A 674-nucleotide genomic window follows, 5' to 3' on the forward strand; every position below is an offset into this window, starting at 1 on the left:
TATTGCCTTGTAAGATAGCGCAAGTTGAGGAGTTGCACACCTCTTTTCTTAAAGGGTTCAAACTCTTCCCTGTAGTACAACTCACCCAATAGGTAAGCGTCAGCAGCATCCGTCTTTACTTTACGAAGCTGAGACTTTCTAAGCCGATTGGAGATTAGCGGGTTAATGACAATGTAAATATAGTGATGTTCCTCTAGGAACTGAACAACAGGGCTTTGGTAATGTCCTGTTGCTTCTAGAATAAGCAAAGGACGTTGTTTGGATACCGATTCAATGTCCTTTAAAACTTGATGTAGATTTGCTAAGCCATCACGAGTGTGCTCGAAGTGGAATGTCCCTTTAAAGGGTTTTCCGCGCGCTAAAAAGGCTTGTCCATGGCTTTCTTCTTTTGAAATATCTAGACCGACAACTGGATTCATCTCATCTCTCCCTGTAAGTTTAAATTCACCGGCATCCCTACGGTTCTTCTTGTCGCTCCATAGCATCGCTTGTTATACGGGATCTTACGTCCCAACCAGCCTCAATCATGGTCATGACAAGTAGGGTGAACACTATAGCGCTCGGGATCAAGTCCCACGGGCAGGTACGTTCGACCAGGCTACCTTAATCCTCTATGCAAATGAAAAAAGGATCAACCAGAAAGAACTGGTTGATCTCATAATACGAACGGGCAG

The 674-nt window shown here is 44.2% G+C and carries 1 protein-coding gene; it reads right to left on the reverse strand.

The genetic code is table 11. The annotated features are described in order from the left end of the window. The coding region (locus UQ64_RS28905) for an IS110 family transposase (protein WP_156417717.1) at positions 1 to 419 on the reverse strand (419 nt) is incomplete at its 3' end. Positions 420 to 674: the final 255 nt, after the last annotated feature.

Origin of the sequence: Paenibacillus etheri (genome assembly GCF_001012825.1) — a bacterium.
GTDB lineage: Bacteria > Bacillota > Bacilli > Paenibacillales > Paenibacillaceae > Paenibacillus_AQ > Paenibacillus_AQ etheri.